This is a genomic window from Streptomyces globosus, assembly GCF_003325375.1.
In the GTDB taxonomy this organism is placed as follows: Bacteria; Actinomycetota; Actinomycetes; order Streptomycetales; family Streptomycetaceae; genus Streptomyces; species Streptomyces globosus_A.
Genome location: NZ_CP030862.1, coordinates 3,725,359 through 3,749,417 on the forward strand (window position 1 = coordinate 3,725,359; position 24,059 = coordinate 3,749,417).

Consider the following 24,059-nt stretch of genomic DNA (forward strand, 5'->3'; position numbering starts at 1 on the left):
GCCTACGCTTGTTGGCATGACGACGCCGCGCCGCTCCGACCAGACCAAGACCGCCATCCTGAGGGCTGCGCGGGAACGCTTCGCCGCCCACGGATACGAGCGCACGACGATCCGCGCCGTCGCCGCGGACGCGGAGATCGACCCGTCGATGGTCATGCGGTACTTCGGCAGCAAGGAGCAGCTCTTCGACGCCGCCCTCGCGGTCGACCTGCGCCTGCCCGACCTGGGCGCGGTGCCGGCCGAGCAACTGCCGGCCACGCTGGTGCGGCACTTCGTGGACCGGTGGGAGGGCGACCCGGCGGACGACGCCCTGCTGGTGCTGCTGCGCTCCGCGGTGACGAACGAGCAGGCCGCGGCCCGCATGCGCGAGGTGTTCGCCACCCAGGTGGCACCCGCACTGGCGGCAGCCCTCGGCCCGGACCGGGCCGCCCGCACGGCGGGTCTGGTCGCCGCCCAGCTCCTCGGCCTCGCCCTGACCCGCTACCTCCTGGCACTCCCCCCGGTCGTCGCCCTGCCCCCGGACGACCTGGTCAAGCGCCTGGCCCCGGCCCTGGCCGCCACCCTGGCCGGCTACTAGGGGCTGTATTGAGTTGCCCCGTGGAGCAAGGAGCGGCGTTCGGTGCGTGCCCTCGGCGCGCGGGACGGCCCGGCGCACGGCGGCGGGTTGGCGCCCTGGATGGTGGGCGGGCCGGCGCCGGCTCCTGGGGCGAGCAGCGTGGTTCCTGCGCCGCGAAGAGTGACCAGAGCCGTGCAGGCGGGGTCGAGCGCGTCGACCGGGCGCCCGTAGAAGAGGATGCGCGTGAGCACCAGGTCGATCGGCGCCGCGGCGTCACGGAGTCGGTGGAAGCGTGCGCCGAGGCGGACCGGCCCGTGCGTGCAGCGCACGGCTGCGGTCGCCCGGGTCTCGTCCACGGCCCGCAGGTGGTCGATCCGGAACTCCGCGTCGACCGCCGTCCGGCGGTCCGGGTCGGGGGTCGCCGTCATCCCGCCGTGATCTCAGGGCGTTCGACGGGCCCGGCCCGGTCAGGGCGTGGGGGCGGGCCGCGGCCGAGGCACGGTTCCGTGTTCCCGGGGCCGCAGCCGCCCCCGGGCGGGGCGGATCGCGGCGGGCGTGCGTAGCCTGGCGGCATGCGTATGCGTCCCACCCTGAGCTGGACCCCCTCCGGGGATCTGCCGCCCGGCACGACGGAGCTGGGGCCCGTCGTCGATGTGCTTGCCGCCGGCAGGGTGCTCGTCCTGAGCGGCGCGGGCCTGTCCACGGAGTCGGGCATCCCCGACTACCGCGGCGAGGGCGGCAGCCTCAGCCGGCACACCCCGATGACGTACCAGGACTTCGTCTCGGGCAGCGGGGCGCGGCGCCGCTACTGGGCGCGCAGCCACCTCGGCTGGCGTACGTTCGGCCGGGCGCGGCCGAACGCCGGGCACCGGGCGGTGGCAGCGTTCGGGCGGCACGGGATGCTCGCGGGCGTGATCACCCAGAACGTCGACGGCCTGCACCAGGCCGCCGGCAGTGACGGGGTGGTGGAGCTGCACGGCGGCCTCGACCGGGTCGTCTGCCTGTCCTGCCGCGCCTCCACCCCGCGGCGCGAGCTGGCCCTGCGGCTGGAGGAGGCCAATCCGGGGTTCGAGCCGGTGGCCGCCGCGATGAACCCGGACGGTGACGCCGACCTCACCGACGGGCAGGTCGCGGACTTCCGCGTCGTGCCCTGCGCGCGGTGCGGGGGCGTCCTCAAGCCGGACGTGGTGTTCTTCGGCGAAGCCGTTCCGCCGTCGCGGGTGGAGCAGTGCCGGGCGCTCGTCGACGGGGCGGACGCGGTGCTGGTCCTCGGCTCCTCGCTCACGGTGATGTCGGGGCTGCGGTTCGTCCGCCAGGCGGCCGGGGCCGGCAAGCCGGTGCTGATCGTGAACCGGGACGCCACCCGCGGCGACCCGCATGCCGTCACGCGGGTCGCGCTCCCCCTCGGCGCGGCCCTGACCGCGGTGGCGGGCCGCCTGGGCGTCGCCGTCGACGGCGAGGAGGCCGGGTAGCGCCCGGCGGTGGCCGGTTCAGCCGCCCTGGTCCTTGCGGGGGCGCGCCCCCTCCTGCGGGTCCGTCTGCGCGTCCTGGCCGGGGTCGGGCTCGTGTCCTGCCCGTGCCCGTTCGCGCTCCTGTTCCTGCTTGCGCTGCCGGTTGAGCTCGTCCTTGCGGGCCTTGCCCTGCGGGTCGGTCATCGCTCGGCTCCCTTCCTCCGTTGCCTCCGGGCCGCTGCACGCGTACGCGCCGCGTACGCTCCTGCCCGGCGTGTCCCCGGAAACGGGCCGCGGACACCCGCGGGCCGCCTCCGGAGAGGGCCGCCGGCCTCCGGGCCCGGCATGGCCGTGTCCCCGTGCGGGCGGGAGGCGCCCGGCACGAAGCCGGGGCCGCGGCCGCCGCGGTGCGGGCAGCGGGCATGGTGCCGCCGGAGGCACGCCGGGGTGCGCGGGTCAGGACCGGCAGCGGAGCATCTCCAGCGGCGGGTGCGCGAGGAGGTCGGCCCAGAAGTCGGCCCCGTACTCGGCGATGCCCTCCTCGGACACGTGCAGCGGCACCCACTCCAGGTCGCGGAATCCCGCCCGCCGCAGGCACTCCTCGTAGACCTCGCGGCGCGGGACCGTGCCGAGGATGCTGATCGGCTCCGGGTCGAGGAGCGCGGTGACCCGGACGAGCGGCCCGGCCTCCCGCTCCTCGCCCGTCGGCTCGCAGCGGAAGCCGTACGTGTCCAGGCTCCGGCAGTCGAAGCGGTAGTCGGGCTTCTGCGCGAACACGAAGAACGCGCCGCCCGGCACCAGGTTGCGGTGGATGTTGCGGCACATGCGCTCCATCTCCGCTGTGTCGGAGGCGTAGTTGAGGCACTGCACCGCCAGGGCGATGTCGAACTGCCGGTCCAGCTGTCCCAGTCCGGCGGCGTCGCCGACCTCGTAGCGCACGCCCAGCGGCTCCTGTTCCTCGATCCGCCGCGCGGCGGCGATCATCTCGGCGGAGATGTCCACGCCGAACACGTCCGCGGCGCCGCGGCGCTTGAACTCCCGGCTGTAGAAGCCGGTTCCGCACGCCACGTCGAGGACCGAGCGGCCTTTGACGTCACCGACCATGCCGAGGAAGCTCGGCACTTCCCCGTGGCGGATCAGCGGCAGGGACTTGAAGCCCTCGAAGGCCTCGCCGATGCCGTCGTACTGCTGCTGCACGCTCACGTGCGCCCCCTCTGTGCCGTGCTTCGTCCCGGATGCAGGCCGCACCGGGCCCCCGGCGGAGTGCGGAGGAGGGCCCGGTGCGGCGTTGACAGAAGTCTGCTGCCGGCAAGTCCGGGAGCCGTACTGGCAGATGGCACGAATCAGCGGGCGGCCGGTCCCCGTATCGGCCAACCACCTCGGACTGCTGTGTGCTCCGTTGTGAGGAGAGCCCTTCGTGCCGGTGAACCGGGCGCGGCTCAGGGGGTGGGCGGCGGCGTCCAGAGGGGGTTGCGTCCGCTCAGGCCGACCGCCCGGTCGAGCAGCGGCGCGTCGTCGGGCACGGGCACGACGGGCCCGAAGATCCCGCCCCTGCCGGCATCGTCCTCCTCGGCGGACGCGCGGAGGAAGGCGTACGAGGCGTGCAGCGCGGCCGGATCCGGGTCGTACGGCAGGCCGGCGGCCCGGGCCAGGTCCCAGCCGTGGATCACCAGCTCGTCGGTGGCGACGGCCCCCGCGACCCCGCCGGGGAGCTCCACGCCCCCGGCGCGGGTCATGCCGGTCCAGGCGGCCGGGTCGCGCCAGGCGACCGCCATCTCGGCCAGCAGCCGGGGCAGCTGCTCCCGCCATTCCGCGGGCAGGCCGGGTACGGAGCCGGCGTCGGGAGCGGTGGCGGTCGTCGGGCCGAGGTCCTTCCGGGCGGCGTCGCGGAAGGCGGTCGCGAGGCCCGCGAGGTGGGCGAGCAGGCCGCCGACCCGGTATCCGGGGCAGGGTGTGGGGTCGGCGAGCCGGTCGTCCGGGACGTCCGCCGCGAGCCGCGCCACGATCCGGGCCTGTGGGCGGAGGTCGATGAACGCCGCGTCGGTCATGTGCCGCTCCTTCGGGGATGGTGGATCGAAGGGTAGGCCGGCGGTGTACCCGGCACTCACCGCAACACGGACCTCACCCGCCCCACCATCGCCGATCCGCCCGGACGCGCGCCCGGACGCCGGGAAACCGCGGTGCCGGGCGGCGCCGAACTTCGACGAGACCGTGCCCGGTGAGCGGAGGATGTTCCGGCGTCGCCGTCTCGGCCCGTTGTCAGTGGGGACCGGCAGGCTGGTGGGATGACACCGTTGCTTCTTGCCGACATCGAGCGGGCCGTCCGCGACAGTTGGAGTGCCGACACCTGCACCCCCGACTACCGGTCGCTGTGGACCGGCGACAACCCGGCCCGCGACCAGTGCGGGGTGACCGCCCTCGTCCTCAACGACCTGCTGGGCGGCGAGCTGGTCCGCGGCGAGGTCCACGTCGACGGCAGGCGCGTCGACTACCACTGGTGGAACCGCCTCGGCGCCGGCGTCGAGATCGACCTGACGCGCGAGCAGTTCGGCCCGGAGGAGACGGTCGTGGGCGGCACCGTCATACCCCGGCCGCCGCGCGCGCAGCCGCACCGGCTCCGGGAGGAGTACGAACTCCTCCGCACCCGGGTCCTGGAACGCCTGGCGCAGCCGCCGGGGGAACGGACCGGGCCGGCCTCGGCCACGCCGCCCGCCGGCTGACCGGCCGGACCACCACCGGGCCCGCCGTTCACGGCGCCCCGCCGAGGCTTCCGGCCGGCCGGGCCCCGCCGTGCCCCGGGCTCCGGGGCGCCCGTTCGGCGCCGGCCGCCTGGCGGCTGCCGCCGAACGGAGGTCAGGCCCCGGCCGCGTCCAGGAGGAGGCGGGCCAGTTCCTGCGGTTGCGAGAACATCGGCCAGTGGCCGGTGGCCATGTCGATCCGCCGCCAGCGCGGCCCGGTCAGCAGCCGGGCCACGTCGTCGGTCGGCTCGGCGCCGTCGAGGAGGCACTTGACGTACGTCGCCGGCAGCTCCTCCAGCGGCCGGACCAGCACGGCGGGGTCGGCCAGGGATGCGCCCGGGTGCGGGGTCGCACCGGCCGTGAACCGGGCGATCTGCCGGTCCCCGAGCCCCTGGCCCGCGCAGTCGGCCGCGGTGACCGGCGCCCAGAGGCCGCCGTTCGCGGCGATGGCGTCCTCGAGCTTCGCCGGGCCCTCCCACCAGGTGGAGACGAAGGACTCCCCCTCGGCCGGGACGTTGGAGTCGAGGAAGACGACCCGGGTCAGCCGGTCACTGATCCGCCCGCCGGCCTGGCCGACCGGGATGCCCGAGTAGCTGTGCCCGACCAGCACGACGTCGTGCAGATCGAGGCGCTCGACCTCGTCGACGATGTCGCGGACATGGGTCTGCCGCCCGACGGGCACGTGCCGCTTCTCGGCCAGGCCGGACAGCGTCAGCGGGTGCACGCCGTGGCCGGCCCGGCGCAGTGCGGGCACCACCTCGTCCCACGCCCACCCTCCGAGCCATGCGCCTGCCACCAGCACGAAGTTCGCCATGGGGGGCAGGGTAGCGGGCGGGTCCGACAAGGCAGGCGCGCTACTCGCATTCGGACATCGGCGGGCGCCGGCGCCGGCGGGGCGCGGTGATGAGTACGGGTACTCAGGCCGCGGCGGATCCCGTACGGCAGGGTGTTCCCATGCACCAGCGTGAATGGAAGCCCGCGGACCACCGACTCGGCATCGAACGCGCCGGCATCGCCGTCCTGGCGGTGGCGGCGGCCCTCGCCGCTGCGGCGGCCATCGCCGTGCTGTCCGTCGTCACCGTCCACGCCCTCGCCTGACGGGCCGAACGCGCCCCCGCGGGTGCCGGACCGGTCGGCCGCTCGTTGGACCCGCAGGAGGGACCGGACGCGGACCGGTCCGTCCGCCGCCCTGCCGTCCGTACGTCCGACACCTGCCGAGGAGCCCCTGGTGAACCCCTCCGATCAGCCGCGCGCGGTCGCCGCGCTCCTGCCCGCCGCACCGTTGCAGGACCACCCCGGCGGCGACTCCCGCGGTGTCCTGAACGTCGTCGGCGTGCACCTCTACCTGGAGCGGGACGGCCGCGTCCTGCTCGGGCTGCGCCATCCCGACTCGGCGTTCGCGGCGCGTACGCACCACTTCCTCGCCGGCCACTGCGAGCGGGAGTCCGCCGTCGCCTGCCTGGTGCGCGAGGCGGAGGAGGAGGCCGGGCTGGGGATCGACCCCGCCTACGTGGAACTCGTCCACCTGGTGCACGTCGTGCACGGTCCCGGCGACCGGCCCCGCATGCAGCTCGTCTTCCGCGCCCGCGCCTGGACGGGCACGCCGGAGGTGCGGGAGCCCGACCGGTGCCTTTCCTGGGACTGGTGGCCCGCCGACGCCCTGCCGGACCGGGTCGTCCCGTACACCCGCGCCGCGATCGAGGGCATCCGGGCCGGCCGCCTGTACACCGAACTCGGCTGGTGACCGCGCGCCCGGACGCCGCAGCCGGCCGTTGCGGCGGAAGGCCCGGTACAGCGATGTCCTCGGCGGCGTTGGGTGCAGTCCGCGGAGAACACGCCGTCCTCCAAGGCGGGTCAGGGCCGCGCGGGCCGTGCCGGCGGGGTCCCCGCAGGCGCCGACGACGACCTCGAGGACGGTATGGGCGGCGGCGAGCGGGCCGTGGCAGAGCAGCACCGGGTCGTTGCCGGTGACAGCCCTTCAGGAAACGCCGGAGGTAGAGGGTTTGGCGGCGCCGGGGCGGGTCACACGCGTCGACGGCGGGGTCTGCGGTCGGACTTCGGCGGACCCCGCCGGGCCTGGGCCGTGCACGTGCTCACCGGCGGCCCAGGACCCTTCGGCATCACGGGCACCAAGGGCCACAAGGGCACCGAGGGGAGCACCCGGCTGCCGAACGGGATCCGCACGGCATACGGGCTGCGCCCCGCCCGCCCTCCTCCCCGGGCGGGTGCGGGCCGTGTCCCGGCAGGCCCCCGGCCACGGCGCTCGGACCGCCGTCCCCGGGCTCGCGGAATCCGTACGGCTGCCGCCCGCCCCCGACGACCGGCCGGGCCCGAGGAGCCCCTTGCCCGGAAGGATTCCTCATGGGGATACGCAGGAAGTTCGCCGGTTCGCGGCCGTGGGCGGGCCCGCCGCCGCGGACGGCGCCGGGGCGCCGTCCGGTGGTGCGGGCGCTGGCCGTGGCGGCCGCGTTCGCCGGCACGGTGCTGTTCAGCCTGGCCCTGGCACGGGTGACGCTGGAGCCGTCGGCCGCCTCGGCGGGGCTCGTGCACAGCAACGTCCACCCGGGCGCCTCGATCCGGCAGTACCTGGAGCAGGGCTCCGCCGGGGACGCCGCGCGGCAGCTCGGCGGAAACCTGCTGCTCGGCGTGCCGTTCGGCCTGCTGCTGCCGGTGATGGTGCCGCAGACACGCGGCCTGCTGCGGGTCGCCGCGGTGACGGCCGTCGTGATGACCCTGGTGGAGCTGGTCCAGGGCGCCCTCGTCACGGGGCGCGCCTTCGACGTCGACGACGTGCTCCTCAACACCGCGGGGGCTCTGCTCGGGTTCCTCCTTGCGGGCCGCCGGATGAGCCGGGCGGTGCACCCGCGCCGCCGGCGCTGGTGGCACCGCCTGCCCGGGTTCGGGCCGCGCGGCGGCGCCAGAGCCCCCGAGGCGGGCGGCGGCGGGGCCGGGCCGCCGGCGTGACCGCGCCGGGCCGCCGGGCGACGGGGTGCGTAGGGGCGCGCGGACGGGGCAAGCGGCCCCTGTCCGCCCCCGGAGGGCACGCCTCCGGCACGCGGAGGCGTGCGTGGCGAGCGACGAGGAGGCACCATGCCGAACCGGCCTGCGGGCGACCATCTGGAAGGGCTGCGCGCGCGGGTCGCGGCGGGCGGGGAGCACGGGCTCACCCCGGCGGAGCACGAGGAGCTGCAGCGGCTCCTGGACAGGGCCGGGCGGGACGGGGCGCGGGACGACCCGGGCCTGGCCGAGTCGCTGGAGGAGGCCGCCCTGCGTTTCGAGGCCCGTCATCCGTCCGTCTCCGCCGCCCTGCGGACGGTCGGCGTGAACCTGGCCAACCTCGGCATCTGACCGCCGGCGGCCGGCGTACCGCGCGGTCTCCCGCCCCGGCCCCATCCCCTCGCGAAGGGAAGACACCCATGGCTCGACCGAGGATCCTCGTGGTCGGTGCCGGCTTCGCCGGCGTCGAGTGCGTGCGCCGGCTGGAGCGCCGGCTCATGCCCGGGGAGGCGGACATCACGGTCGTCACCCCGAACTCCTACCAGCTGTACCTGCCGCTGCTGCCGCAGGTCGCCTCCGGGGTGCTGACCCCGCAGTCGGTGGCCGTGTCGCTGCGGCGCAGTGAGCGCAACCGCACGCGGATCCTGCCGGGCACCGCGGTCGGTGTGGATCCGGCGGCGAAGGTGTGCGTGGTGCGCACGATCAGCGGGGACCTCACCGACCGGCCGTACGACCACCTCGTCCTGGCTCCCGGGAGCGTCACCCGGACCTTCGACATCCCCGGGCTTGCCGAGCACGCGCGGGGCATGAAGACCCTCGCCGAGGCCGCGTACCTGCGCGACCACGTCATCGCACAGCTCGATCTGGCGGACGCGTGCGGCGACCCCGCCGAGCAGGACGGCCGGCTGCGGTTCGTCGTGGTGGGCGGCGGGTATGCCGGTACGGAGACGGCCGCGTGCCTCCAGCGCCTGACCACGCATGCGGTGGAGCGCTACCCGCGCCTGGAGGCGCGCCGGATCAGCTGGCACCTCGTGGATCTGGCCCCGCGGCTGATGCCGGAGCTGGGCGACGCCCTGGGGCGTGCCGCGCTGGACGTGCTGCGCCGGCGCGGCATCGAGGTCTCCCTCGGGGTGAGCGTCGCCAAGGCCGGTGCCGCGGAGGTGACGCTCACCGACGGGCGCGTCCTGCCCACCCGTACGCTGATCTGGACGGCCGGCGTCGCGGCGAGCCCGCTGGTGGCGACCCTGGGGACGCCCACGGAGCGGGGACGGCTCGCCGTCACCCCCGACATGGCCGTGCCGGGTGCGCCGGGGGTGTTCGCGCTGGGCGACGCCGCCGCGGTGCCCGACCTCGTGCAGGGCACCGAGGGGGCCGTCTGCCCGCCCACCGCGCAGCACGCCTCGCGGCAGGGGCGTACGGTCGCCGACAATGTGATCGCCGCCCTGCGCGGGCAGCCGCTGCGCCCGTACCGGCACCGCGACCTGGGGCTCGTCGTGGACCTCGGCGGTACGGACGCCGTGTCGAAGCCGCTGGGGGTGCCGCTGCGCGGTCTGCCGGCGCAGGCGGTGGCGCGCGGCTACCACTGGGGGGCGCTGCGGACTGGCGTCGCGAAGACCCGCGTCCTGACGAACTGGCTGCTGAACGCGGTGGCCGGCGACGACTTCGTGCGGACCGGCTTCCAGGAGCGGCGGCCGGCCACGCTGCGGGAGTTCGAGCAGACCGACGCCTACCTGACGGCGGAGGAGATCCGGGCCCGTACGGCGCGCTGACGGCGCGGACCGCGGGACGGCCGCCGTGCGCGGCCGTCCCCCGGGTGCCTCACGGCCGGCCGAGGAGCGCCGTTCCGGCCGCGGAGTCCGTGCGGGCCGTGAAGAAGTCGGTGAACGCGGCGACGAACTCCGCTTCGGCGACACGGCCGTCGCCGTCCGCGTCGAGCTGCCGGAATCCGTGGTTGAGCTCGGCCGGGTGGATGCGCTTCCCTCCGAACAGGGTGCGGTACTCGTCGGCGCACAGGTGCCCGCTGCCGTCGGTGTCAGCCGCGCGGAACAGGGCGCGCATCGCCGGGACGAGGCCCTTCTCCAGGTAGTCCGGGTCCCGGTCGAGCCCGGTCAGCATGGCGGTGACGAACTCCGCGCAGTCCACGCCGCCGTCGCCGTCCGCGTCCGTGCCCGCGCACAGGTGGCGCCACCAGGATTCGAACGCGGCGTACAGCACGTCCTCCTGCTCCGCCGGGAGTTCCAGCTGCCAGCACACGTTGTGGACCATGGCCTGGAGGTCTGCGGAGTTGACGCGTCCGTCGCCGGTCTGGTCGAGGACCTGGCGGAAGAAGGCCTCCAGGCGGGCCGGACGGGAGTCGGCGGTGCGCGGCCGCGGCAGGCGCAGCGCGGGCACCGCCCGGCGCGGCCGGCCCTGGCGGGCGGGGCGCGCGCCGGTGCCGCCGTCGGGGTGGTGCCGGTACCGTACGCGGTCGGGCAGGAGGGTCGTGATCTGCCGCATGCCGCGGTGTACGGCCCAGGAGAGGGCGGCGGCGCTGCGGGGGCGCGGCGTGCCGAACCGCTCGTGCCAGGCGGGCGGCAGGTCGGCCACGGTGAGCGCGGTGAGCGTCCGGGCGGCGACGGCGCGCAGCAGCGGCCAGAGGGGCCGGAGCCGCCCGAGGCGGCGGGGTGCGGGCGCCTCGCGGAGCATGTCGAAGAGCAGGTAGCGGACCTGTTCGCCGTATTCGAGGACCTCGCGGACGGTCCGGTCGACGTAGGCCGGCACGTCGGCGGCGGTGGGCGGCAGTGACTCCGCGGGGATGTCGAGGGCCGCGCAGACCTCCTTGAACTCGGCGTACAGCGTGTCGAGTTCGACGGCGGTGAGGGGGTCGCCGGAGAGGGTGCGCATGGCGGTCATGGCCTCGTACAGGGTCACCATGACCCAGGCGCGGACCTCCGGGTCCTCTGCGGTGTAGGGCCGTCCGGCGTCGTCGGTGCCGCGGATGCGCCGGTGGGTGCGCGCCAGCCGGGCGGTTTCGCGCTCCCGGTCCTCGGGGCCGGCGAAGAACAGGCGGGTGCCGCTGTCCATCGTGTGCTGGATGCGCCGCCAGGGGTGGGCCCGGTAGGTGGAGTAGTGGGCGGTGCCGGCCGCGACGGCGGGGTGTGCGGTCTGCAGGACGAGCAGCCTCCAGGCCACCAGGCCGATGCGCTGTTCGCCGAGGATGCGGCGGAGCAGGCCGGCGGGGGCGGGCAGCGAGGTGCGGGTCACGTGTTGCTCCTGTGGCGGGAGGGCCGGGCAGACAGGAGGTACAACGGCCGTGTGGCGGGCGGGTCGCCGGGCCGCGGCCCGGATCACTCCCATGTGCGGCTCTGCGAACGGCTGCGCGCATGGGCGGGGCTTCAGTCGAGGGTGAACTCCCAGTAGGCGGCTTCGCGGTAGCCGTCGTCCGGGGGCCGTACCTCGACGGTGACGGTCGTGCCCGTGCGGTCGGCCGTGAGCCGTACGGGCACGGTGCGCTTGCCGTCCTCGGCCAGCGGGGGCAGCAGGGCCGCGGCGGACTCGCCGCGGTTGGACCACCGCACGCCGCCGGAGGTGTGGCGGTCCAGGGAGCGCCCGGCGCGTACGACGAGGGGCGCCTCCCCGTACTCGGAGACGGCGGTCTCGGCGGAGTCGCCGCCGATGCGCTGCTCCCCGTCCGTGTCGTTGCGGTACGTGACGGTGATGAGGTGGGTGCCGTCGGCTCCCCGGCGGGGTGCGCCGACGGTGACCTTCAGGCCGTCCTCGTACCGTGCGGTGCGGCCCGCGGCGAGGGGGTCGGCCACACCGCCGTCGGCGCCGGAGGTCTCCTCCAGCTGCCCGTACCCGTCGATGCCGCGCTCCAGCTCGTGCAGTCCCACGAGCCCGAGGCAGGCCAGCACGGCCGCCGCGAGCAGCGCCGCCCCGCACCCCGTGAACCGGCCCGGCGCCGCGGCCGCGGGAGCCGCGGAGGTCCCCGGCCGCGGGTCGCCCGCCGGAGTCGGGGGCTGCTCGGGGGTCGGGGGGTGTGCCGTCATGGCGCCACCGTAGGCCGGCCGGGGTGGGCGGATCATGAGCGCCCGTACTCAGCTCTCCTGAGTACCGTTCCCCGGTTTCCGGCGGTACGCGCTCCCTGCCGGGGGCGGCGCGGGCGTCCCGCCGGGGTTCACCGGCTCCTGCGCCGACCCGGGCAGACCGGAGCGGCGCCGTTCCCGGGCGGTGTGGGCCGCTGCTGCCAGACTGGCGGCTGGCCCGGCGCGGGCCCTGCCCCTGCCCCCGCCCCAGTCGCACCGATGGGGTGCGGCGGCCGGAACGGTCTGCCGCACACCGCCGGCAACCCGAGGAGGACGTGCACATGGCCCAGTTGCTGAGGGTCCAGAACTTCAACGTGTCGAGCGACGGGATCGGGGCCGGGGAGGACCAGACCCTGGAGCGCCCCTTCGGGCGCGTCGACCCGGGGAGGATGTTCGCGTGGGCCGGTGCCACGGCGAGCTGGCCGAACCGCACCGAGCCGGGCGGCAGCCGGGGCCTGGACGACTACTTCACGCGGGACTTCACCCACAACATCGGCGCCGAGATCATGGGCCGGAACAAGTTCGGGCCTCAGCGCGGCCCCTGGCAGGACCACGCGTGGCGCGGCTGGTGGGGCGACGAGCCGCCGTTCCGCACGCCGGTGTTCGTGCTGACCCACCACCCGCGGCCCTCGTTCACCCTCTCCGACACCACCTTCCACTTCGTGTCCGGCGAGCCGGCGGCCGTCCTCGACCTGGCGCGGGAGGCCGCCCGGGGCAAGGACGTGCGGCTCGGCGGCGGAGTGCGCACGATCCGCGAGTTCCTGGACGCCGACCTCGTCGACACCCTCCACGTGGCGGTCTCGCCGGTGGAACTCGGGTCGGGGCTGAAGCTGTGGGACTCCCCGCAGGACCTCCTCGACCGCTTCCACCTGGAGACCGTCCCGAGCCCGAGCGGGGTGGTGCACCACCTGTTCTGGCGCCGGTGACGCGCGGGGCCGCGGCCCCGCGGTGTGCCGGGGGCGGCGCTCACGGCGGCGGGGGCAGGAGTCTGGGGAGGAGGTCCTCCGGGGCGGCGTCCAGGTGGAGCTGGAGCAGGCGGTGGGGGAAGAAGTAGCCGCTGTCGGTGCGGTGGAGGAGGACGCGCTGCTCCGCCGCGTCGAGGAAGCGCCGGTAGCGGTACGGGGTGCGGCCGCGCTGCGCGAGCACCGCGCGGACCGTCCAGTGGTGTACGACGGCCAGCCCGCCGAACCGGAAGCCGCGGATCACCGCGAACTGCCCGCCCAGCAGGGCCGCGGCGAACGCGGCCCTCCGCAGCGAGTCGCCGCCGGGCGCGGCCGCCGTGATCAGGGCGAGCAGGCCGAGGCCGGCTGCGGCCAGGCCCGCGAGGCCGTGGACCAGGCAGAAGCGGACCGAGCGGCGGACGCCTTCGTTCGGGCGGGGGCGGCGGTCCTGCAGCGACGGCTCGAACTGGTTTCCGAAGGCGTACAGGAAGCCGAGGAACACCGCGGCGGCCGGCGCGATCCACGCGGGCTGCGGGCACAGCAGCAGGACGACGTATCCGAGCAGGCAGATGAGCGCCACCGAGACGAGGCCGGACAGCAGTCCGCGCGCGAGGTGGTACTTCAGCGGCGACGAGTAGATCATCAGCTCCTGCCGGAACCACGTCCACCGCATCTGCTCGACGGGCTGGAACACGGGCGTGAACGAGGCTTCGAGCTGGGTGAGGGCCACCCATGCGTAGGCGAGCCCCACGATCCAGCACCCTGGCGCCGTCAGGTCGGCCTCCACCACGAAGACCAGCCAGCACAGGATGAGGACCATGGCGGGCGCGTTCGCCGCCATCGGCGCGGCGACCGCGCCGCGCTGCTCCACACGGGGGCCGCCGCCCCTGGCGAGGTGGTGCTTCTCCGACTGGTACGCCTGCGCCGCGACGTTCACCGCCATCGCCGCGGCGAGGGCCGCGGCGTCCCGCACGCTCGTGTCCAGCATCCCGGCCGGGACGGCCGCCGCCAGCCACACCACGGGCAGGCCGAGGGCCGCCACCGCCATCACGACGTTGGGGACGATCCGCGGCAGCACCTGCTCCGCGGGCGTCAGCCAGGTCAGGTCCAGGCGGTCCAGGTACAGCACGTGCTCCTTGCGTGCGGTGAGCATCCGCGCGAGGGAGGCCAGCCACGTGAGGGTGCGCTCCGGGTCCGCGTCCGGGCGGGGGCGCTCCCGGCGCAGGCACTCGCGGGTGTAGGCGTCGAGGATGCGGCCGCGGCGCTCGGCGAGGCTGCCCGGCGCACGCAGGTCGTCCGCCGGCCGGTAGCGGTAGGTGAGGCGGATGAAGTTCAGCATCATCGGCGACTGGAACAGCGGCCACAGGTCCGGATCGCCCTCCAGCGCGGCGTGCACGTCGGCGAGGGCCCCCCGGTCCGCGGCGAGGAAGTCCTGCACGTCCCGGCGGGACGGAGGCAGCACCTCGACATAGCGCAGGGCACGCAGGTCCTGGGCGAGGCGGCGCAGGTCGGCCTCGTCCGTGCGGCAGCCGACCGCCATCCCGGGGCAGGAGCGGCGCAGCCGCCGCAGCTCGGCGACGCACCTGCTGCGCTCTGGTTCGGGCACCTCGTCCAGGCCGTCGAGGACGGGCACCAGCCGGTGCTCCTGCAGCCAGGTGCGGACGAGGATGCCGGAGACACCCCGGTACTGCTGGGCCATGGCGGCGGCGAGCCATTCCTCGACGGGTTCGCCCCGGTACGTGTCCAGCCGCAGGTAGACCGGGACGTGCCCGGCACTCCGGTCACAGGGCGCGTCCGGGGCGTCCGGGGTGTCCGGGGTGTCGAGCGCCTCCACTGCCAGCCGGTGGGCGAGAGCGGCGAGTTGGGTGGTCTTGCCCATGCCGGGGCGGCCCAGCAGCACCAGGTCGTCGGTGTCCTCGTAGAGGGCGCGGAGGGTGGCGGCCTGCGCGGGGACGGCCACGGGCTCGGCCCGCCGCGCCCGTCGGGACCGGCGGGCGCGGCCGGCGTGGCTGCGGTCGTGCTCGGGCGCGGTGAGGATCGCGAACCGCGGGGTGAGGTAGTGGTGGGCCTCGGCGCGCCCGAGTTCGACGGCCGTCCTGTCCCGGACCTGTTTGACGAGCCTGCGGCGCAGTTGGGCCGCGTACGCGTCCCTGCGGGAGCGGGCCGGCCAGGCGAGGACCGCGAGCAGCCAGGCCGCGACGGCCCGCAGGAGCCGGCGCACGGGGTAGCGGCGCAGGGCGGCGGCCGGGGCGTCCCCGGGCGGCGCCGGGGCCGGGGCCCGGTCGTCGTCGTCGACGCCGGGCAGCGCAGCGGGGCGGGCGGACGGCACCGCTGCCCGGTCCGGTGCCGGAGCCCCTCCGGCTGCCGGGTCCTCGCACGGGGCGGGGTCCTGTTCGGCCCAGGCCCGGTGCCAGCGCGGCTCCCATTCGCGGGGGTCGCCGCCGAGCGCGGTGACCATGGAAAGGAACGGCGCCAGGCGGGGGCGGCGCTTGCCGGAGAAGGACTCCGAGACGTAGGGCGGGCTGAGGTTCGCGGCCCTGGCGAGGGCCGTGACCGTGGGGCGGTCGGCCGGCTCCCGGGCCTCGTACAGCTCGTCGTGGACGCGGCGCATCAGCTGCGCCCACACCCGCAACCCCGGTGCGGCCGCGGCCGGATCGGGGCGCTGCGGCCCCCGGGGGCGCGGGCCGGCACGTCCTGTCATCCGCTCTCCTCTTTCACGAGCCGTTCACTGCCGTTCATTCGTTCACCGCTGCCCGGAAGGCCTGGTCGCCGGGGTGCGGCGGGCCGTAGAACGGTGGTCGCCGGGACCGTTCGGGGCCGGCCGGCGCAGACGGCCGCGGGGTCCGCGGCGCGCCGCGCGGGGCGTCCGCGTCCCGCTTCGACACACCCATCTTGGCCATCGCGGCGCCGTTTGTACGGCTGGTTGCCAACTCCGGAAGAACCGCCGCCGATCAAGGAGTTCCCATGAGCCTGCACACAACCGTGACACGTGTCCTCCCCTCCCTCGGCGGCCTCGCGGCCGCGGGGGCGGGCGTGCTGGCCGACGCCCCCTGGTGGCTGGTGGGCGTGCTGGGGTTCGCGGCGCTGCTGGTGCTGCGGGCGGAGGCGCTCGTCAACGCCCGGAACGAGGCGCGGCGCGGGTCGCACGAGCACCGGCTCCTCGCGACGGTGTCCGGACGGCAGGCGCTGGACTACCTCACGGAGGTCAGGCGCGCCCAGGCCGGGCCGGCGGCCGCTCCGGGGCCCGGGGCGGAGGGCGGGGCGGCCGGGGGCGGCACCGCCTGAGGGCGGGTCAGGAGGAAGGGCAACACCGCGGCGGCCCGCGCGGCGCGCGCCAAGGCCGACGCGTACAAGAAGGCCCACGACCGCCTCGTCGCCTGCGAGCCCGGCGTGCGCTGCTGATGCCGTGACAGCCGTCGGCCGGGGCCCGACCCGGACGGCGGCACCGGACTCGGCGGCAGGCGCGACACGGCAGCGGCAGGGGCCGATGGCAGCCCCGGAGGCCTCTGCTGCTGGTTGGGTGAGGGGGCAGATCCCCCCCACCCGAGGATGGATGCCATGAGCGACGGGAAACAGCCCGGCGAGCCCACTGCCCGGCGCATGCGCGAGGAGGCCGAGGAGCTGGAGCTGGCCGCCCAGCACGCCTCCGACCCGGAGGAACGCCGGCGCCTTACCGACGAGGCCCTGCGCATCCGGGAGCGGATCGAGCGGGAGAGCGGTCCGGAAGGCGCGACCATGGACCCCATGTGATCCGGCCGTTCCGCTGCGGGAGACCGCGGCCGCGCGCGGCGGCCGCGGTCTGCCGCATTTCTGGCTACTGACCAGTCACTTCGTGTTTTTGCGCCGACCTCCGCACTACGGCGAATTCACGCCGATCGGCTGCCCGGATTCCCTCGTGCGGCGTTTCCCCGGGTGGCGCCCGCTCAACCCCCTCCGGCCCGGCGCCGAACGTCCGCTCCCGCACCGACCGCCCCGGATCAGGTACGCAGCGTTGACCCTTCAGTAACTTGGCGCTAGCTTCGCTTCGTTCACCGAAAGGCCCGAATTACCGTTCCGGGCTCGCGCGACCTTGTGCCTTCCCGCGGCCTTCGTCCTGGCCGACATTCCCCCACCGGGCAACGCCATCGCATATTCGGAGAATTATGACGCCGGCAGAGCACGTCATCGGAGTGACCCCCTTCGGCGAACCCGATGCCCGCCTCGCGGCCGCGGTCACCCGCGGCGGCGGACTGGGTGTCCTGGACCTCGGATCCGGTGACCGGGCCGCCCGTGCGGCCCTGGCCGACCTGCGGGGCTGGCTGCCCGGGCGGTTCGGGGTGCGGGTCGGCCCGCGCTGCCGATTACGCCCGGGGGACGCGGCCGGGCTGCTCGGCGGCCCCGGCGGACCCCGTACGGTGCTCCTCGCCGAAGGATCCGCGGTGCGGCCCGCGGACGTGCCGCCCGGGGTGCGGGTGCTGGCCGAGGCCACCGGCCTGGCCGAGGCACGGGCCGCGCTGGACGCGGGCGCGCACGGCCTGGTCGCCCGCGGCAGCGAATGCGGCGGCCGCATCGGCGAACTCGGCACGTTCGTCCTGTTGCAGCAGCTCCTGGACGCCGCCGGCCCCGACGGGCCGCCCGTGTGGGCCTGCGGGGGCATCGCTCCGGGCACGGCCGCCGCGGCCGTCGCCGGCGGAGCCGCGGGCGTCGTCCTCGACACGCAGCTGGCGCTTCTCGCGGAGTCGGCGCTCCCCGCGGCCGTGGCGGCCGTACTGCGCCCGCTGGACGGCTCCGAGACCACCGAGCTGGGCGGCCACCGCTTCCTGCACCGGCGCCGGGCCGCGGCCCCTCCGCCCGGCGCGCCGCCCCTCGACCTGCCCGACGACCCGGACCGGATCGCCTCCCTGCTCGGCGGCCGGGACCCCGACACCCAGCTCCTCCCGGTCGGGCAGGACGCCCCCCTGGCCGCCGTGTTCGCCGACCGCCACCGGGACGCCGCCGGCGCCGTGCGCGCCGTCGCCGAAGCCGTCCGCGCCGCGACCGCCGACGGCGCCGCAGGCCGCGCCCTCGCCGCCGGCTCCCCCATGAGCCGCGCCCTCGGCACCCGCCTGCCGATCGCCCAGGGGCCGATGACGCGGGTCAGCGACGGGGCGGACTTCGCCCGCGCCGTCTCCGACGGCGGCGCCCTGCCGTTCCTCGCCCTCGCCCTCGCCGGCCGCGAGCAGGCCGCCGCCCTGCTCGCCGAGGCGGCCGCCGCCCTGGACGGCCGCCCCTGGGGGGTGGGCGTCCTCGGCTTCGCCCCCGAGGAGACCCGCGCCGCCCAGCTCGAAGCGGTACGCGCGCACCGGCCCAGCCATGCCGTCATCGCCGGCGGCCGGCCCTCGCAGGCCCGCGCCCTGGAAGCCGACGGCATAAGGACGTTCCTCCACGCCCCCTCCCCCGGACTGCTGCGCCAGTACCTCGCCGAGGGAGCGCGCCGGTTCGTCTTCGAGGGCGCCGAATGCGGCGGCCACGTCGGACCGCGCAACAGCTTCCCGCTGTGGGAGGCGCAGACCCGGGTCCTGCTCGACCACCTGGCCGGGGACCCCGGCGCCGCGCCCGCCCTGGAGGTGTTCTTCGCCGGCGGCGTGCACGACGCCCGCTCCGCCGCCATGGTCGCCGCCCTGGCCGCGCCGCTCAGCGCCCGCGGGTGCGCGGTCGGCGTCCTGATGGGCACCGCCTACCTGTTCACGCGGGAGGCCGTCGCCCACGGCGCCGTACGGCCCCTGTTCCAACGGCAGGTGCTGGCCGCCGAGCGGACAGCGCTGCTGCGGACGGCTCCCGGGCACGCCACCCGGTGCGTGCCGAGCCCGTTCAGCGAGGGGTTCCGGATGCTTGCGGCGGAGCTGCGCGCCGGCGGTGCGCCCGAGCGGGAGGTGTGGGAGCGTCTGGAGCGGCTGAACGTCGGCCGGCTGCGGCTGGCGAGCAAGGGCGTCGAGCGCACCGCCGCCGGCACGACGGCGCCCGTCGACGAGGAACGCCAGTACGCCGAGGGCATGTTCATGGCCGGACAGGCCGCGGTGCTGCGGGACTGCGCGACGACCGTCGCCGAGCTGCACGAGTCCGTCACCGCGGGCGCCGCGGCCTTCCTGGAGCGGCGGCGTGCCGCCCTGCGGGCCGCGGCACCGGACCGGGCGGGCGCCGGGTCCGGCGGGCGTGCGCCCGCACCGCTGGACATCGCCGTGGTCGGCATGGCCTGCGTGTTCCCCGGGGCGCCGGACCTCGCCGCGTTCTGGGCGCAGGTCCTGGACGGCCGCGACGCCGTCACCGAGGTGCCCGCGGAGCGCTGGGACCCGGACGTGCACTGCTCCCCCGGCCCCGACGGCAGCGGCCCGGCCAGCGCCTCCCGGTGGGGCGGCTTCCTGCCCCGCATCCCCTTCGACCCGCTGCGCTACGGCATCCCCCCGGCCTCGCTCGGCAGCATCGAACCGGTGCAGCTGCTCGCACTGGAGGTGTCCCGGCGCGCCCTGGAGGACGCCGGCCGCGGCGAGGGCGGCCGGCCCTTCGACCGGGCGCGGACCGGCGTGGTGTTCGGGACCGAGGCGGGCAGCGACCTGTCGAACGCCGCCACGCTGCGGACCGTGCTGCCGTCCTACTACGGGCGGGTGCCGGCCGGGCTGGACGGGCAGCTGCCCCGGCTCACCGAGGACACCTTCCCCGGCGTGCTCGCCAACGTCGTCGCCGGGCGGGTGGCGAACCGCCTCGACCTGCGCGGCCCCAACCACACCGTGGACGCCGCCTGTGCCTCGTCGCTGGCCGCGCTCGACGCCGCCTGCAAGGAACTCGTCCTCGGGACGAGCGACATGATGCTCTGCGGCGGCGCCGACCTCCACAACGGCATCAACGACTACGCCCTCTTCACCTCCGTCCGCGCCCTGTCCCCGACCGGGCGCTCCCGCGCGTTCGACCGGTCCGCGGACGGCATCGCCCTCGGCGAGGGCGTCGCCTGCGTCGTCCTGAAGCGCCTCGCGGACGCGGAGCGGGACGGGGACCGCGTGTACGCGGTGGTCAAGGCAGTCGGCGCGTCCAGCGACGGCCGCTCGCTGGGGCTGACCGCGCCCCGGCCGGAGGGGCAGCGCGCCGCGCTGGAGCGCGCGTACCGGGGCTCCGGCGTGTCCCCGGCCGACGTCGGGCTGGTGGAGGCGCACGGCACCGGCACCGTGGTCGGCGACCGTACGGAACTCCGGGTGCTGACGGAGGTGTTCGAGGCGGCCGGCGCCCGCGCGGGGAGCTGTGTGCTCGGGTCGGTCAAATCGCAGATCGGGCACACGAAGTGCGCCGCCGGGCTGGCCGGCCTGGTCAAGACGGCGCTCGCCCTGCACACGGGGGTACGGCCCCCGACCCTCCACCTGTCGAGACCGGACCCCGCCTGGCAGGCGGGCGCGAGCCCCTTCGTGTTCCACCGCGAGGCACTGCCCTGGCCGGCCGCCCCCGGGCGGCGGTACGCGGGGCTGAGCGCCTTCGGCTTCGGCGGCACCAACTTCCACGCGGTACTGGCCGGCCACGACGCAGGCGGGCCGCCGCCGGAGCACACCCGGGACGAGTGGCCGGCCGAGCTGTTCCTGTTCCGCGGGACCGACACCGCGGCGGCCCGCCGGGCGGCGGCCGACCTGCTGGAGGCCGCCGACGCGGCGGCGCGCGGGGAGACCCCGTGGCGCCTGCGCGACCTGGCCGCCACGGCGGCGGGCCGAGCCGCGCGGGCGCGGGGCGGCATCCGCATCGCCTTCACGGCACGGGACCTCGCGGAGCTGTGCCGGCTGCTGCGCGCCGCGGCGGACGGGGCCGGGGCGGACGCTGCGGCCGGGGCCGCCCCCGGCGGACGGGTGTACCGGGCTGAGGGGGACGGGGCCGGCGGCGCCGGCCGCACCGTCTTCCTCTTCCCCGGGCAGGGCAGCCAGCGGCCCGGTATGTCCGCGCACCTCTTCACCGCCTTTCCCGGCCTCGGGCGGCTGCTCCGCGCGGACGCCGGCGGCCGGGCCGCGGCGGCGCTGTACCCCCCGGCCGCGTTCGACGACGCCGCTCGCGAGGAGATGCGGCGCGCCCTCACCGACACGCGGGCCGCGCAGCCGGCCCTCGGCATGGTGGAGCTCGCCGCGTACGAGCTCCTCGCCCGCTGCGGGATCCGTCCCGACATGGCGGCCGGCCACAGCTACGGCGAGCTGGTCGCCCTCTGCGCCGCCGGAGTCGTCGACGCGGAGGCGCTGCCGCGGCTGAGTTCGGCGCGCGCCGCGGCCATCCTCGACGCGGTCGGCGCCGATCCCGGGGCGATGGCGGCGGTGGCGGCCGCACCGGAGGACATCGGGCGGGTGCTGGGCGGCCCGCCGCTGCCCGGGGGGCTGGTCGTCGCCAATCACAACGCGCCCCGGCAGTGCGTCCTTTCGGGGCCGACGCCGGCGGTCGAGGCGGCCGTGCGCCGGCTGGGGGAGGCCGGGCTCGGCGTGAAGCGGCTGCCGGTGGCGTGCGCCTTCCACAGTCCGCTCGTCGCCGCGGCCGGGCAGCCCTTCGGCCGCGCCCTCGCCGAACAGCACCTGCACGAGCCGGAGTTCGAGGTGTGGGCCAACCGCACCGCCCGCCCCTACCCGGCCGGCCCGGATGCGGTGCGCGGGGAGCTCGCCGCCCAGATCGGGGCGCCGGTGCGGTTCGCGGAGCAGATCGAGGCGATGTACGCGGCCGGGGCCCGGACCTTCGTCGAGGTCGGTCCGGGGTGTGTGCTGACCCGGCTCGTCTCGGACGTCCTGGCCGGCCGGCCGCACCGGACCGTCGCCTGCGAGCCGCGGCCCGACAGCGGCCTGGCCGGCTTCCTCGACGCGGTCGCCCGCCTCGCGGCCGCCGGGCTGCCGGTGGCCGCCGACTGGATGTTCCGCGGGCGGGACGCCGTCGACACCGACCGGGCCCCCGCCCCGCGCACCCCCGGCTGGACGGTGGACGGGCACCTCGTCCGCACCGCCTCCGGCGACCCGCTCCCCGGCGCCCTGGCGCCGGCCCGACCCGTTGTGGAGGCACCTGTGGCGACGAACCCCGGAGAGGCGGCGCCGGGTGCGCCGGACGCGCTGGTCGCCGAGTTCCTGCGCAGCAGCCGGGAGGTGATCGCCGCGCAGCGGGACGTCCTGCTGGCCTACTTCGGCGGCACGGTGGAGGCGGCCCCGGGGGCCGCCGGGCCCCAGTCCCTGCCGCTGCCGGTGCCGCTGCCGGTGCCGGTGCCGCTGCCGGAGTACGGGTCCGGTCAGGCGGCCGCTGCCGGAGCCGACCGCGGCCGCATCGGCAGGGGGCCGGCGCGGGATGCTGCGGCCGAGCGGGCAGCCGGCGACGGCGAAACGATCCTGCGGACGGTCCTGGAGCTGATCGCCGAACGCACCGGCTATCCCCTCGACATGGTCGAGCCGGACCTCGACCTGGAGTCCGACCTCAGCGTCGACTCGATCAAGCGCGCCGAGATCGCCGGTGAACTCGCCCGCAGGCTCGCCCCCGCGGACGCCGCCGGGCCCATGGCGCTGGACGACGCGGAACTGGAGGAACTGGCGCGAGCGCGCACGGCGACCGCGATCGCCGCCTGGCTGGCCGCCCGTGCGACCGCCACCGCGCCCGCCGACGCGCCTGGCCCCGCGCCCGGCCCTGGCTCCGGTGCTGCGGAGGAACCCGGGGCCGGCCCGGGAGCGGGCCACCCGGTCGACGACGCCCTTGCCGACGCCCCCGCGGCCGCGGCCGGTGCGGTGACTGCCGCCGGGGCACGTGCCGCCGCCGGCGCGACGCCCGATCCCGTGGGGGCTGCGCCGCGGCGGTACCGGGTCGTGCAGGCGGAGGTCGTGGGCCCCCGGCCCGGGCCCCCGGACCTTGCCGGAAGCCGCTGGGCGGTCCTCGGCGACGGGGCCGGTGCGTGGCGCGGTACGGCCGCCCGGCTGGCGGCGGTGCTGGACGCGCAGGGTGCCCTCCGGGTGGATCCCGGTGAAGGCGGCGACGGCTTGGCCGTGGCGGACGGCGCCCTCGACGGTGTCGTCGTACTGGACGCGCTCGGTGAGGCGGGCGGGCGGGCCTTCCTGCCGGACGGGTTCGGTGTCGTACGGGCGGTGCTGCGCGCCGGTGCGCGGCGCCTGTTCGTCGTCCGGGAGGCCGGGTACGGGTTGCGGGCGGCCGGGGTGGACGGGCTGGTGCGGGCCGCGGCCCGCGAGTATCCGGACGCGGTGGTGCGCTGCGTGGTGCTCGGTGCGGATGCCGCGCCGGGGCCCGAGGGCGCCGTCGAGGCCTTGCTGGAGGAGGCCGCCGCGGGCGGCGGTGAGCCGGTCGTGCTGCGGACGCCTGCGGGCCGGTTCGCGCCGGTGCTGGTCGAGGCGCCGCTCGGGCCGCTCGCCGGCAGGGGTGCGGGGCCGGCCGGGGCGGGCGCCGCGGAGGCGGAGGCGCTGGGGTTGGACCGGGATGCCGTCCTCGTCGTGGTGGGCGGCGCCCGCGGCATCACCGCCCGGTGCGTGGCGGTGATCGCGGCCGCGGCCCGCTGCCGGGTCGAGATCCTCGGCCGGACCCCCGTGCCCGCCGGGCCGGAGGAAGCGCTGACCGCGGCCGCGGCCGACCGGGCGGACCTGCGGGGCGTCCTGGCCGGCACCGGCCGGTACGCCTCGCCTGCCGACGTCGAGCGCGCCGCCGGCCTGGTCCTGGCGCGGCGGGAGGTGGCGGCCACGCTGGACGCCGTAATGGCAGCCGGGGGCCTGGCCCGCTACCGCAGCGTGGACTGCCGGGACGCGGCGGCCGTCCTCCAGGCCGTCAAGGAGATCCACGCCGAGCACGGGCGGATCGACGGGGTGGTCCACGGGGCCGGCATCGTCGAGGACCGGCTGATCGCCGACAAGTCGCCGGAGTCCTTCCGCCGCGTCCACGGGACGAAGACGCTGAGCGCGGCCGCGCTCCTCGCGGCCGTCGAGCAGCTGCCCGAGGGCGAACGCCCGCGCTTCGCCGTGCTGTTCGGCAGCATCGCCGCCGTCCTCGGCAACCGCGGCCAGACCGACTACGCGGCCGCCAACGACGCGCTGGAGGCGTACGGCGCGGCGTGGGCGGCGCGCACCGGGCTGCGGGCGCTGACGGTGCACTGGGGGCCGTGGGCTCCGTCGCCCGTCCACGGCGGCATGGTCGCACCGGAGTTGGCCCGGCACTACGCCCGGCGGGGGGTGCGCCTGATCGACCCCGAGGAGGGAGCTCAGGCCCTGCTGCGGGAGTTGGCGTGGGGCGACCCGGCGGAGCGGGCCGTCGTCCTGAGCGCGTCGGAGTGGTGACGGTGGACTCCCCGGCCCGCGCCCCGTACGGGGGCGGCA

Annotated in this window: 20 protein-coding genes; 12 read left to right on the forward strand and 8 right to left on the reverse strand. The window is 76.7% G+C overall.

Going from position 1 to position 24,059, the window contains the following annotated elements; genetic code table 11:
- Positions 1-16 precede the first annotated feature (16 nt).
- Complete coding sequence (locus tag C0216_RS16260) at positions 17-577, forward strand: TetR family transcriptional regulator (RefSeq protein WP_114055980.1); 561 nt, start codon at positions 17-19, stop codon at positions 575-577.
- Here the strand turns inward: C0216_RS16260 and C0216_RS16265 are convergent.
- Positions 574-984 (reverse strand): hypothetical protein, encoded by a 411-nt coding sequence (locus tag C0216_RS16265; RefSeq protein WP_114055981.1) that lies wholly within the window; start codon positions 982-984, stop codon positions 574-576. The genes C0216_RS16260 and C0216_RS16265 overlap by 4 nt on opposite strands.
- Before the next feature lie 144 nt (positions 985-1,128).
- On the opposite strand from C0216_RS16265, the gene C0216_RS16270 reads away from it, so the two are divergent.
- Positions 1,129-2,028 carry an NAD-dependent protein deacetylase gene (locus C0216_RS16270; RefSeq protein WP_114055982.1) on the forward strand — a complete coding sequence of 300 codons (900 nt, stop codon included), beginning with the start codon at positions 1,129-1,131 and terminating at the stop codon, positions 2,026-2,028.
- Positions 2,029-2,046: 18 nt separating this feature from the next.
- On the opposite strand, the gene C0216_RS33525 is transcribed toward C0216_RS16270, so the two are convergent.
- The 3 genes from C0216_RS33525 to C0216_RS16280 form a co-directional block, all read right to left on the reverse strand.
- A complete protein-coding gene (locus C0216_RS33525) occupies positions 2,047-2,211 on the reverse strand; it encodes a hypothetical protein (RefSeq protein WP_162793237.1) in 165 nt (54 codons plus the stop codon).
- Between the two features lie 252 nt (positions 2,212-2,463).
- On the reverse strand, positions 2,464-3,210 hold the full coding sequence (locus C0216_RS16275; RefSeq protein ID WP_114055983.1) for a class I SAM-dependent methyltransferase: 747 nt from the start codon (positions 3,208-3,210) through the stop codon (positions 2,464-2,466).
- Between the two features lie 236 nt (positions 3,211-3,446).
- Positions 3,447-4,055 (reverse strand): TIGR03086 family metal-binding protein, encoded by a 609-nt coding sequence (locus C0216_RS16280; RefSeq protein ID WP_114055984.1) that lies wholly within the window; start codon positions 4,053-4,055, stop codon positions 3,447-3,449.
- A 237-nt stretch (positions 4,056-4,292) separates the two neighbouring features.
- Here C0216_RS16280 and C0216_RS16285 point away from each other — a divergent pair, with 237 nt between their 5' ends.
- Positions 4,293-4,727, forward strand: coding sequence for a YunG family protein (locus tag C0216_RS16285; RefSeq protein WP_114055985.1), 435 nt, complete (start codon positions 4,293-4,295; stop codon positions 4,725-4,727).
- Positions 4,728-4,860: 133 nt separating this feature from the next.
- On the opposite strand, the gene C0216_RS16290 is transcribed toward C0216_RS16285, so the two are convergent.
- A complete protein-coding gene (locus tag C0216_RS16290; protein WP_114055986.1) occupies positions 4,861-5,559 on the reverse strand; it encodes an alpha/beta fold hydrolase in 699 nt (232 codons plus the stop codon).
- A 140-nt stretch (positions 5,560-5,699) separates the two neighbouring features.
- On the opposite strand from C0216_RS16290, the gene C0216_RS34445 reads away from it, so the two are divergent.
- The 5 genes from C0216_RS34445 (at position 5,700) to C0216_RS16310 (ending at position 9,511) form a co-directional block, all read left to right on the forward strand.
- A complete protein-coding gene (locus C0216_RS34445) occupies positions 5,700-5,843 on the forward strand; it encodes a hypothetical protein (RefSeq protein ID WP_246042573.1) in 144 nt (47 codons plus the stop codon).
- 130 nt (positions 5,844-5,973) lie between these two features.
- Positions 5,974-6,489 (forward strand): NUDIX domain-containing protein, encoded by a 516-nt coding sequence (locus tag C0216_RS34450; protein WP_246042574.1) that lies wholly within the window; start codon positions 5,974-5,976, stop codon positions 6,487-6,489.
- A 617-nt stretch (positions 6,490-7,106) separates the two neighbouring features.
- Positions 7,107-7,709 carry a VanZ family protein gene (locus tag C0216_RS16300; protein ID WP_174250409.1) on the forward strand — a complete coding sequence of 201 codons (603 nt, stop codon included), beginning with the start codon at positions 7,107-7,109 and terminating at the stop codon, positions 7,707-7,709.
- Positions 7,710-7,835: 126 nt separating this feature from the next.
- Positions 7,836-8,093 (forward strand): DUF4404 family protein, encoded by a 258-nt coding sequence (locus C0216_RS16305; protein ID WP_114055988.1) that lies wholly within the window; start codon positions 7,836-7,838, stop codon positions 8,091-8,093.
- 68 nt (positions 8,094-8,161) lie between these two features.
- Positions 8,162-9,511 carry an NAD(P)/FAD-dependent oxidoreductase gene (locus C0216_RS16310; RefSeq protein WP_114055989.1) on the forward strand — a complete coding sequence of 450 codons (1,350 nt, stop codon included), beginning with the start codon at positions 8,162-8,164 and terminating at the stop codon, positions 9,509-9,511.
- A 49-nt stretch (positions 9,512-9,560) separates the two neighbouring features.
- Here C0216_RS16310 and C0216_RS16315 read toward each other — a convergent pair whose 3' ends face one another.
- Positions 9,561-10,985 (reverse strand): oxygenase MpaB family protein, encoded by a 1,425-nt coding sequence (locus C0216_RS16315; RefSeq protein WP_114055990.1) that lies wholly within the window; start codon positions 10,983-10,985, stop codon positions 9,561-9,563.
- A 131-nt stretch (positions 10,986-11,116) separates the two neighbouring features.
- A complete protein-coding gene (locus C0216_RS16320; RefSeq protein WP_246042575.1) occupies positions 11,117-11,770 on the reverse strand; it encodes a hypothetical protein in 654 nt (217 codons plus the stop codon).
- 317 nt (positions 11,771-12,087) lie between these two features.
- On the opposite strand from C0216_RS16320, the gene C0216_RS16325 reads away from it, so the two are divergent.
- Positions 12,088-12,732 carry a dihydrofolate reductase family protein gene (locus tag C0216_RS16325; protein WP_114055991.1) on the forward strand — a complete coding sequence of 215 codons (645 nt, stop codon included), beginning with the start codon at positions 12,088-12,090 and terminating at the stop codon, positions 12,730-12,732.
- A gap of 40 nt (positions 12,733-12,772) precedes the next feature.
- Here the strand turns inward: C0216_RS16325 and C0216_RS16330 are convergent, their stop codons facing one another.
- Entirely contained in the window at positions 12,773-15,448 is a 2,676-nt protein-coding gene (locus C0216_RS16330) for an NACHT domain-containing protein (RefSeq protein WP_162793238.1), read from the reverse strand.
- A 263-nt stretch (positions 15,449-15,711) separates the two neighbouring features.
- Between C0216_RS16330 and C0216_RS16335 the strand changes: the two genes are divergently transcribed.
- From C0216_RS16335 to C0216_RS16345, 3 genes are all read left to right on the forward strand, one after another.
- Entirely contained in the window at positions 15,712-16,032 is a 321-nt protein-coding gene (locus tag C0216_RS16335; RefSeq protein WP_114055993.1) for a hypothetical protein, read from the forward strand.
- Between the two features lie 273 nt (positions 16,033-16,305).
- Complete coding sequence (locus tag C0216_RS16340) at positions 16,306-16,497, forward strand: DUF6381 family protein (protein ID WP_114055994.1); 192 nt, start codon at positions 16,306-16,308, stop codon at positions 16,495-16,497.
- 392 nt (positions 16,498-16,889) lie between these two features.
- Positions 16,890-24,020, forward strand: a complete 7,131-nt coding sequence (locus tag C0216_RS16345; protein WP_114055995.1) for a type I polyketide synthase — start codon at positions 16,890-16,892, stop codon at positions 24,018-24,020.
- Positions 24,021-24,059: the final 39 nt, after the last annotated feature.

Bases quoted from the DNA above. Each gene is read 5' to 3' on its own strand.
- C0216_RS16260 (WP_114055980.1), top strand. From the start codon at position 17: ATGACGACGCCGCGCCGCTCCGACCAGACCAAGACCGCCATCCTGAGG.
- C0216_RS16265 (WP_114055981.1), bottom strand. From the start codon at position 984: ATGACGGCGACCCCCGACCCGGACCGCCGGACGGCGGTCGACGCGGAG.
- C0216_RS16270 (WP_114055982.1), top strand. From the start codon at position 1,129: ATGCGTATGCGTCCCACCCTGAGCTGGACCCCCTCCGGGGATCTGCCG.
- C0216_RS33525 (WP_162793237.1), bottom strand. From the start codon at position 2,211: ATGACCGACCCGCAGGGCAAGGCCCGCAAGGACGAGCTCAACCGGCAG.
- C0216_RS16280 (WP_114055984.1), bottom strand. From the start codon at position 4,055: ATGACCGACGCGGCGTTCATCGACCTCCGCCCACAGGCCCGGATCGTG.
- C0216_RS16285 (WP_114055985.1), top strand. From the start codon at position 4,293: ATGACACCGTTGCTTCTTGCCGACATCGAGCGGGCCGTCCGCGACAGT.
- C0216_RS16290 (WP_114055986.1), bottom strand. From the start codon at position 5,559: ATGGCGAACTTCGTGCTGGTGGCAGGCGCATGGCTCGGAGGGTGGGCG.
- C0216_RS34445 (WP_246042573.1), top strand. From the start codon at position 5,700: ATGCACCAGCGTGAATGGAAGCCCGCGGACCACCGACTCGGCATCGAA.
- C0216_RS16300 (WP_174250409.1), top strand. From the start codon at position 7,107: ATGGGGATACGCAGGAAGTTCGCCGGTTCGCGGCCGTGGGCGGGCCCG.
- C0216_RS16305 (WP_114055988.1), top strand. From the start codon at position 7,836: ATGCCGAACCGGCCTGCGGGCGACCATCTGGAAGGGCTGCGCGCGCGG.
- C0216_RS16310 (WP_114055989.1), top strand. From the start codon at position 8,162: ATGGCTCGACCGAGGATCCTCGTGGTCGGTGCCGGCTTCGCCGGCGTC.
- C0216_RS16320 (WP_246042575.1), bottom strand. From the start codon at position 11,770: ATGACGGCACACCCCCCGACCCCCGAGCAGCCCCCGACTCCGGCGGGC.
- C0216_RS16325 (WP_114055991.1), top strand. From the start codon at position 12,088: ATGGCCCAGTTGCTGAGGGTCCAGAACTTCAACGTGTCGAGCGACGGG.
- C0216_RS16330 (WP_162793238.1), bottom strand. From the start codon at position 15,448: ATGACAGGACGTGCCGGCCCGCGCCCCCGGGGGCCGCAGCGCCCCGAT.
- C0216_RS16335 (WP_114055993.1), top strand. From the start codon at position 15,712: ATGAGCCTGCACACAACCGTGACACGTGTCCTCCCCTCCCTCGGCGGC.
- C0216_RS16340 (WP_114055994.1), top strand. From the start codon at position 16,306: ATGAGCGACGGGAAACAGCCCGGCGAGCCCACTGCCCGGCGCATGCGC.
- C0216_RS16345 (WP_114055995.1), top strand. From the start codon at position 16,890: ATGACGCCGGCAGAGCACGTCATCGGAGTGACCCCCTTCGGCGAACCC.